Origin of the sequence: Pseudomonas sp. GM48 (genome assembly GCF_000282335.1) — a bacterium.
Taxonomy (GTDB): domain Bacteria; phylum Pseudomonadota; class Gammaproteobacteria; order Pseudomonadales; family Pseudomonadaceae; genus Aquipseudomonas.
The window spans coordinates 61,214-67,670 of sequence record NZ_AKJM01000108.1; the positions used below are offsets into that span (position 1 = coordinate 61,214).

General features: G+C 62.2%; 5 protein-coding genes. 1 reads left to right on the forward strand and 4 read right to left on the reverse strand.

Annotation, left to right across the window (positions count from 1 at the left end; all coding sequences use genetic code 11):
* Positions 1-118: 118 nt before the first annotated feature.
* From PMI28_RS09795 to PMI28_RS09780, 4 genes are all read right to left on the reverse strand, one after another.
* A complete protein-coding gene (locus PMI28_RS09795; RefSeq protein ID WP_007988942.1) occupies positions 119-1,786 on the reverse strand; it encodes a bifunctional protein-serine/threonine kinase/phosphatase in 1,668 nt (555 codons plus the stop codon).
* 7 nt (positions 1,787-1,793) lie between these two features.
* Positions 1,794-3,005 carry a nitrate/nitrite transporter gene (locus PMI28_RS09790; RefSeq protein ID WP_007988947.1) on the reverse strand — a complete coding sequence of 404 codons (1,212 nt, stop codon included), beginning with the start codon at positions 3,003-3,005 and terminating at the stop codon, positions 1,794-1,796.
* Between the two features lie 367 nt (positions 3,006-3,372).
* On the reverse strand, positions 3,373-3,948 hold the full coding sequence (locus PMI28_RS09785) for an ANTAR domain-containing response regulator (RefSeq protein ID WP_007988951.1): 576 nt from the start codon (positions 3,946-3,948) through the stop codon (positions 3,373-3,375).
* Between the two features lie 15 nt (positions 3,949-3,963).
* The gene (locus PMI28_RS09780; RefSeq protein WP_007988953.1) at positions 3,964-5,175 is read right to left on the reverse strand and encodes a CmpA/NrtA family ABC transporter substrate-binding protein; all 1,212 of its coding nucleotides are present in this window, start codon (positions 5,173-5,175) and stop codon (positions 3,964-3,966) included.
* A gap of 227 nt (positions 5,176-5,402) precedes the next feature.
* On the opposite strand from PMI28_RS09780, the gene PMI28_RS09775 reads away from it, so the two are divergent.
* Positions 5,403-6,422: a quinone-dependent dihydroorotate dehydrogenase gene (locus PMI28_RS09775; protein ID WP_007988954.1), complete on the forward strand. Its 1,020-nt coding sequence runs from the start codon at positions 5,403-5,405 to the stop codon at positions 6,420-6,422.
* Positions 6,423-6,457 lie beyond the last annotated feature (35 nt).

A 6,457-nucleotide genomic window follows, 5' to 3' on the forward strand; every position in this document is an offset into this window, starting at 1 on the left:
TTGAAAGGGGTAATGCAGTGGTTGTGCCAAGTCGCTCAGATCCCGTATTTGTTGGCTTTCTTCCCGTTCGCAAGGGCAAAGCCGCGAGGGAGTGCACCGATTCAAAGCGCGTTGCCCGCTAATGGAGCGCGACCACCAACAGCACCAGATTGAGCAGCAACGATACCAGTGCCAATGTCCGCCAGACTTTCAGCGGCTCGCGCTCCAGCAACGGCTTGGGGCGCACGCTCAAACTACGGCGTTCGCCCTGCTCGATCAGCAGCAGCCATTCTTCCGCCGTTTCGAAGCGCTGGTCAGGGGCCGTCGCCACGGCGCGCTCCAGGTTATGGGCGATCCAGTCCGGCAGGTCGGGCCGGTAGCGGCTGGCATTGACAGGGAGGCCAAACCTCGGGCGCTGGAACGCTTCGATTTCGCCATAGGGATAGTGCCCGGTGAGCAGGAAGTACAAGGTCACACCGACGGCATACAAGTCCTGCTGTGGCGTCGGCATGTCGCCGCGAAAGGCTTCGGGCGCGATGTAACTGGGCGTACCCGGCAGAGCCCAGGGCAGATCTTGCGAGAGGCCGGGGCAGTAGGCGAGGCCGAAATCCAGCAGGCGTAACTCACCGTCGTCCCCCAGCAACAGGTTCTCCGGTTTGATATCGCGATGCAGAATCTGCCGTCGATGCAACAGGCCGACCGCTCGCAGCAAACGTTCGGCGATGTCTTGCCATTGGGCCAGTGGCAATGGTCCGCTTTGCTCATGTCGCTGAGCCAGGGTGGAGCCCGGATATTCACGCATCACATAGTACAAATGCTGACGCTGACTGGCGGCATGGACTTCAGGAAAATGGCGACCGGCCACCCGTTTGAGAAACCACTCTTCCGACAGTAACGCTTGCCCGGTCTGATGATCGTCGTGCAGGCGCCCCGGCAGGGTTTTCAGCAGCCAGGGTTGCTGCTGGCTGTCGCGAACGCGATAAAGCAGCGATTGCTGACTCTGCGCGACGATCCCTTCAACCTGCCAGCCCTCGAAAGACTGGCCCGGCTTCAGGGCTGGCGGCAGTGGCCATTGTTGCAAGTGAATCAACGCATCGCCAAGGCTCGCTTCACCGAGAGCGTCGACCCGCACCAGCAAGGCGCTGGCGTTGTCCTGGCTGCCGGCCAGATGCGCGGCATTGACCAGGGTGTGCGCGGCGCTGTGCAGGTCCGGTTGATCGCGCAGGATCGCGGCAATGGCGGTATCGCCCAGGACGGCCCAGATGCCGTCGCTGAGCAGAACGAAACTTTCATTGAGACGCAACTCACCGTCGAGAAAATCCAGCACCAGGTGTTGATCGAGGCCCAGCGCCCGTTTCAGCACATGCTGCATGCCCGGCTGGTCCCAGACGTGATCCTCGCTGATTCGCTGCAATTGATCGGCGTGCCAGCGATACACCCGGCAATCGCCGACGTGCGCCAGGGTAAAACGCCGGCCGCGCAGGACCAGCGCACTGATGGTGGTCAGCAGCGGTTGTCCGCCCCCATTGGCCTGCAACCAGCGGTTTTGCGCCAGCAACAGACGATCAAGTGCCTGTGCGACGCCCCAGGTTTCCGGCGTGGCGTAGTAATCCAGCGCCAGGGCCTGCAGCGTCGAACGGGCAGCCAGACCGCCATCGACACACTGGCTGACACCGTCGGCGATGGCGAACAGATAACCTTTGCTCGCGGCCAGCGCCGGGGCCGGCGTGACCAGGCGCAGGGCATCCTGATTTTCCTCGCGAGGACCAATGGCGCTGGCTTCGGCGAAACTCAGTTGCAGGCTCATCGAGACGTCAGACCCGCGCAGCCGTCACGGCGGCCGAACCCCAGGTGGTTCTCCAGCGCCGTTTTACACCGTGCAGGCCGAACCACGCCAGTATGCCGAGGCTGGCGAACAACCACAGCGCCAGTTGATAACTGCCAGTGCTTTGCTTGATCGCGCCCATGCCAGCCGCGAGGGCAAAACCACCGATGCCGCCAGCCATGCCGATCAGGCCGGTCATCACGCCGATTTCCCGACGAAAACGCTGCGGCACCAACTGGAACACCGCGCCATTGCCTGCACCCAGACCGAGCATGGTGCAGACGAAAAGCGCCAGTGCGGCGTAGGAGCTTGGCAGGTTGAAACCGACCGCGGCAATGCAGATCGCCGCAACGGTGTACATCGCCAGCAGGGTTCGAATGCCGCCGAACCGGTCAGCCAGCGCGCCGCCCAAGGGTCGCATCAGGCTGCCACCGAACACGCAGGCAGCCGTGTAGTAGCCGGCAGTCACCGGGCTCAAGCCGTACTGGTCGTTGAAGTAGCCGGGCAGGGCGCTGGCCAGGCCGATGAAGCCGCCGAATGTCACGCTGTAGAAAAACATGAACCACCAGCTGTCACGATCGCCCAGGGCCTTGAAGTAGTCGGCCATGGATTTGGCTTTTGGTCGCTCGGGGGCGTTTTTCGCCAGCCAGGCAAAGACGACCAGGGTCAGGATCAACGGGATCAGGGCGAAACCGAACACGTTGCTCCAGCCAAATGCCGCCGCCAGCACCGGGGCGATCAATGCGGCGAACACCGTGCCCGAGTTGCCGGCGCCGGCGATGCCCATGGCCTTGCCTTGATGTTGCGGCGGATACCACTGCGAGGCCAGGGGCAGGGCAACGGCGAAAGAAGCGCCGGCCATGCCGAGGAACAGTCCCAGCAGCAACGCTTGCTCGTAGCTGTGGATACCGAGTTTCCAGGCGCCGAACAGGGCGCAGATCACGATGACCTGGCCGATCAGACCGGCGGTTTTGGGCGACAGGCGATCAGCCAGCATCCCCATTACGAAGCGCAAGACCGCCCCGGCCAGAATGGGTGTGGCGACCACCAGCCCGCGTTGCTGTGTCGTCAGGTGCAGATCGGCGGCGATTTGTACCGCCAAAGGTCCGAGCAGGTACCAGACCATGAAGCTCAGGTCGAAATAGAGGAAGGCTGCGAACAATGTGGGGGTATGGCCGGATTTCCAGAAGCTTGAATTCATCGCGCACCTCAGCTGTGAAGAGTCTCGGAAGGAGTCATGAGCTTGCAGGTGGGGCGCCGTTACGGCCGCACCACCGGCCCCGTGCTGTGGGGCCAAAACGAAAAAACGCCGCCACCCGATTCGCCAAGGGCAAATGAGGTGAGCGACGTCTTTGTCGTAGGTGGGGCAACCGCCGTTGGTTACCTGTGGTGATTACTTAGCCAGATTTGTGCCAATCAGTGCCTTTGTGGCGAGGGAGCTTGCTCCCGCTCGGCTGCGAAGCAGTCGTAAATTCTATTGTTGTGTTGTGTCAGATTCACCGAAATGTCCGGTATTGGGGTCGCTTCGCAACCCAGCGGGAGCAAGCTCCCTCGCCACAGGGGCGGGGTCAACCCAGCAGTTCGCTCATGGCAATAATCTGTTCCGCCACTTGAATCAGCTTCTGCTGTCGGCTCATCGCCTGGCGGCGCATCAGTGTGTAGGCCTCTTCCTCGTTGCAGTTCTTCATTTTCATCAGCAGTCCTTTGGCCAGCTCGATGCGCTTGCGCTCGGCCAATTGCTGGTCGCGGGCATGCAGCTGGGCACGCAAGGCCTGATCGCTTTCGAAGCGCGCCATGGCCACATCGAGAATCGGCTGCAGGCGTTGTGCGTGAATGCCTTCGACGATGTAGGCACTGACCCCGGACTGGATTGCCTGACGCATCACACCGGGGTCGTGTTCGTCCGTAAACATCACAATCGGTCGTGGCTGGTCGCGGGTCACCAGCACTACTTGCTCCATGACATCGCGCCCCGGTGACTCGGTATCGATCAGAATCACGTCCGGACGCACCGTTTCGACGCGTTCGGGCAAGTCGATGGTCAGGCCGGATTCGTCGATGACCTCGAATCCGGCCTCGGTCAGGGCGGCCTTCAGGCGTCCGACTTTTTTAGCGGTGTCGTTGATCAGCAGGATACGCAGCATGTTCATCGTCTCCTGTCAGCGGCTGGCGGATCGGTGCGAGCTGTCGCTCATGGCGTGCAGTTTGAAACTGCGGGCATAACCGGCCGGGTCCGAACCGTCCCAGATTTTGCCGTCGATCAACTGACTGCTGCGCATCTCCCCGGCTGACGAGGCAACGCCGACGGCACTGGCGGCTTCACGGTACAGGTCCAGTTGCTGCACCTGCCGGGCCACTGCGAGATAGTCCGGGTCATCGCGCAACAAACCCCAGCGGCGGAACTGGGTCATGAACCACATGCCGTCGGACAGGTACGGCAGATTGACCTTGCCATCCCCGTGCAAGCGCAGCGCGTGCGGGTCTTGCCAGCGATGGCCGAGGCCGTCGGCGTATTCGCCCAGCAGGCGCGGTTCGATGCAGTCCAGTGGCGCGTCAAGGTACTGCGCGGCACTGAGCAATTGTGCGGTACTGCGGCAATTCTCGGTGCTTTCTTCGATGAAGCGGCTGGCTTCCAGGACCGCCATCACCAATGCCCGGGCGGTATTGGGGTATTGCTCGACGAACGCGCGGGTGCAGCCGAGGACTTTTTCCGGATGATCGGGCCAGATGGTCTGGGTCGTGGCCAGGGTGAAGCCGAGGTCCTGTTGCACCGCGCTGGCGGACCAGGGTTCGCCGACGCAGAACCCGTCGATACGCCCGGCTCGCAGGTGCGCGACCATTTGCGGTGGCGGCACCACGACGCTGTCGACATCCAGCAGCGGGTGAATGCCCTGGCTGGCGAGCCAGTAATACAACCACATGGCGTGGGTGCCGGTTGGAAAAGTCTGGGCGAAGGTGAGTTTTGGGCGAGTTTGGTGCACGTGCCGATCCAGTGCTTCAGGAGTGCTCACCCCGAGTGCCTGCAAACCGCGGGACAGATTGATGCTCTGGCCGTTCTGATTCAGGCCCATCAACACCGCCATGTCGGTCGCGGCCACGCCACCGATGCCCAGGTGAACGGCGTAAATCAGGCCGTAGAGGCTGTGGGCTGCATCGAGTTCGCCGCTGACCAGTTTGTCCCGCAGGTTGGCCCAGGACGATTGACGCTTGAGGTTCAGGGTCAAGCCGTGGGGTTGGGCGAAGCCCTGGGTGGCGGCGACAACCACCGAGGCGCAGTCGCTCAGGGCCATGAAGCCGAGATTGATTTCGGTTTTTTCCGGGGCATCGCTGCCATTGACCCAGGCCAGAGGGCCGGCTGACGGTTCGTTCATTGCGTGTTCACCTTGCAAAAAAAACGTCGTCCCGGGTCCTTGCATGAGCAGGCCGGGGACGACGCCATTGTCTTTGCCCCCATCCCGACATTGGCATGGGGGCCGGTGCCTGGAGTGGTGCAAGGCATATGCCATTAACCGTTGATTTGATCACGCGCCTCGCTTGCCACCCCGTGCCCGGCTATAATCGCCGCCTCAATTCGCCGCCAATCGAGTCAAATCCGCCCATGTACACCCTGGCCCGTCAGCTGTTGTTCAAACTCTCCCCGGAAACCTCCCACGATCTGTCCCTGGACTTGATCGGCGCGGGCGGACGTCTTGGGCTCAACGGCTTGCTGTGCAAGGCTCCGGCGAAAATGCCGGTGAATGTCATGGGCCTGGACTTCCCGAATCCGGTGGGGCTGGCCGCCGGTCTGGACAAGAACGGCGCGGCCATCGATGGTTTTGCCCAACTGGGTTTCGGTTTTGTCGAAATCGGTACCATCACCCCGCGTCCGCAGCCGGGCAACCCGAAACCACGCCTGTTCCGTTTGCCGGAAGCCGAGGCGATCATCAACCGCATGGGCTTCAACAACCTCGGCGTCGATCACCTGCTGGCCCGCGTGGCGGCGGCCAAGTACAAGGGTGTGCTGGGCATCAACATCGGCAAGAACTTCGATACGCCGGTCGAGCGTGCCGTGGACGACTACCTGATCTGCCTGGACAAGGTTTACGCCCACGCCAGCTATGTGACGGTCAATGTCAGCTCGCCGAATACACCGGGCCTGCGCAGCCTGCAATTTGGCGATTCGCTCAAGCAGTTGCTGGCCGATCTGGCCGAGCGCCGCGCGGAACTGGCATTGCGTCATGGCAAACATGTACCGCTGGCGATCAAGATCGCGCCGGACATGAGCGACGAAGAAACCGCACAAGTTGCGCAAGCGCTGATCGAAACCGGAATGGATGCCGTCATCGCCACCAACACCACCCTGAGCCGCGTCGGCGTCGAAGGCATGGAGCATGGCGACGAAGCCGGTGGTTTGTCCGGTGCACCGGTTCGCGACAAGAGCACCCACACCGTGAAAGTACTGGCATCGGAGCTGAGCGGTCGCCTGCCGATCATCGCTGCCGGCGGCATTACCGAAGGCAAGCACGCGGCAGAGAAAATCACCGCGGGCGCAAGCCTGGTGCAGATCTACTCGGGCTTCATCTACAAAGGCCCGGCACTGATTCGCGAGTCCGTCGACGCCATCGCAGCCCTACGCTGAGTTGTAGCAGCTGCCGAGCCTGCGAGGCTGCGTTC

Bases quoted from the DNA above. Each gene is read 5' to 3' on its own strand.
- PMI28_RS09795 (WP_007988942.1), bottom strand. From the start codon at position 1,786: ATGAGCCTGCAACTGAGTTTCGCCGAAGCCAGCGCCATTGGTCCTCGC.
- PMI28_RS09790 (WP_007988947.1), bottom strand. From the start codon at position 3,005: ATGAATTCAAGCTTCTGGAAATCCGGCCATACCCCCACATTGTTCGCA.
- PMI28_RS09785 (WP_007988951.1), bottom strand. From the start codon at position 3,948: ATGCTGCGTATCCTGCTGATCAACGACACCGCTAAAAAAGTCGGACGC.
- PMI28_RS09780 (WP_007988953.1), bottom strand. From the start codon at position 5,175: ATGAACGAACCGTCAGCCGGCCCTCTGGCCTGGGTCAATGGCAGCGAT.
- PMI28_RS09775 (WP_007988954.1), top strand. From the start codon at position 5,403: ATGTACACCCTGGCCCGTCAGCTGTTGTTCAAACTCTCCCCGGAAACC.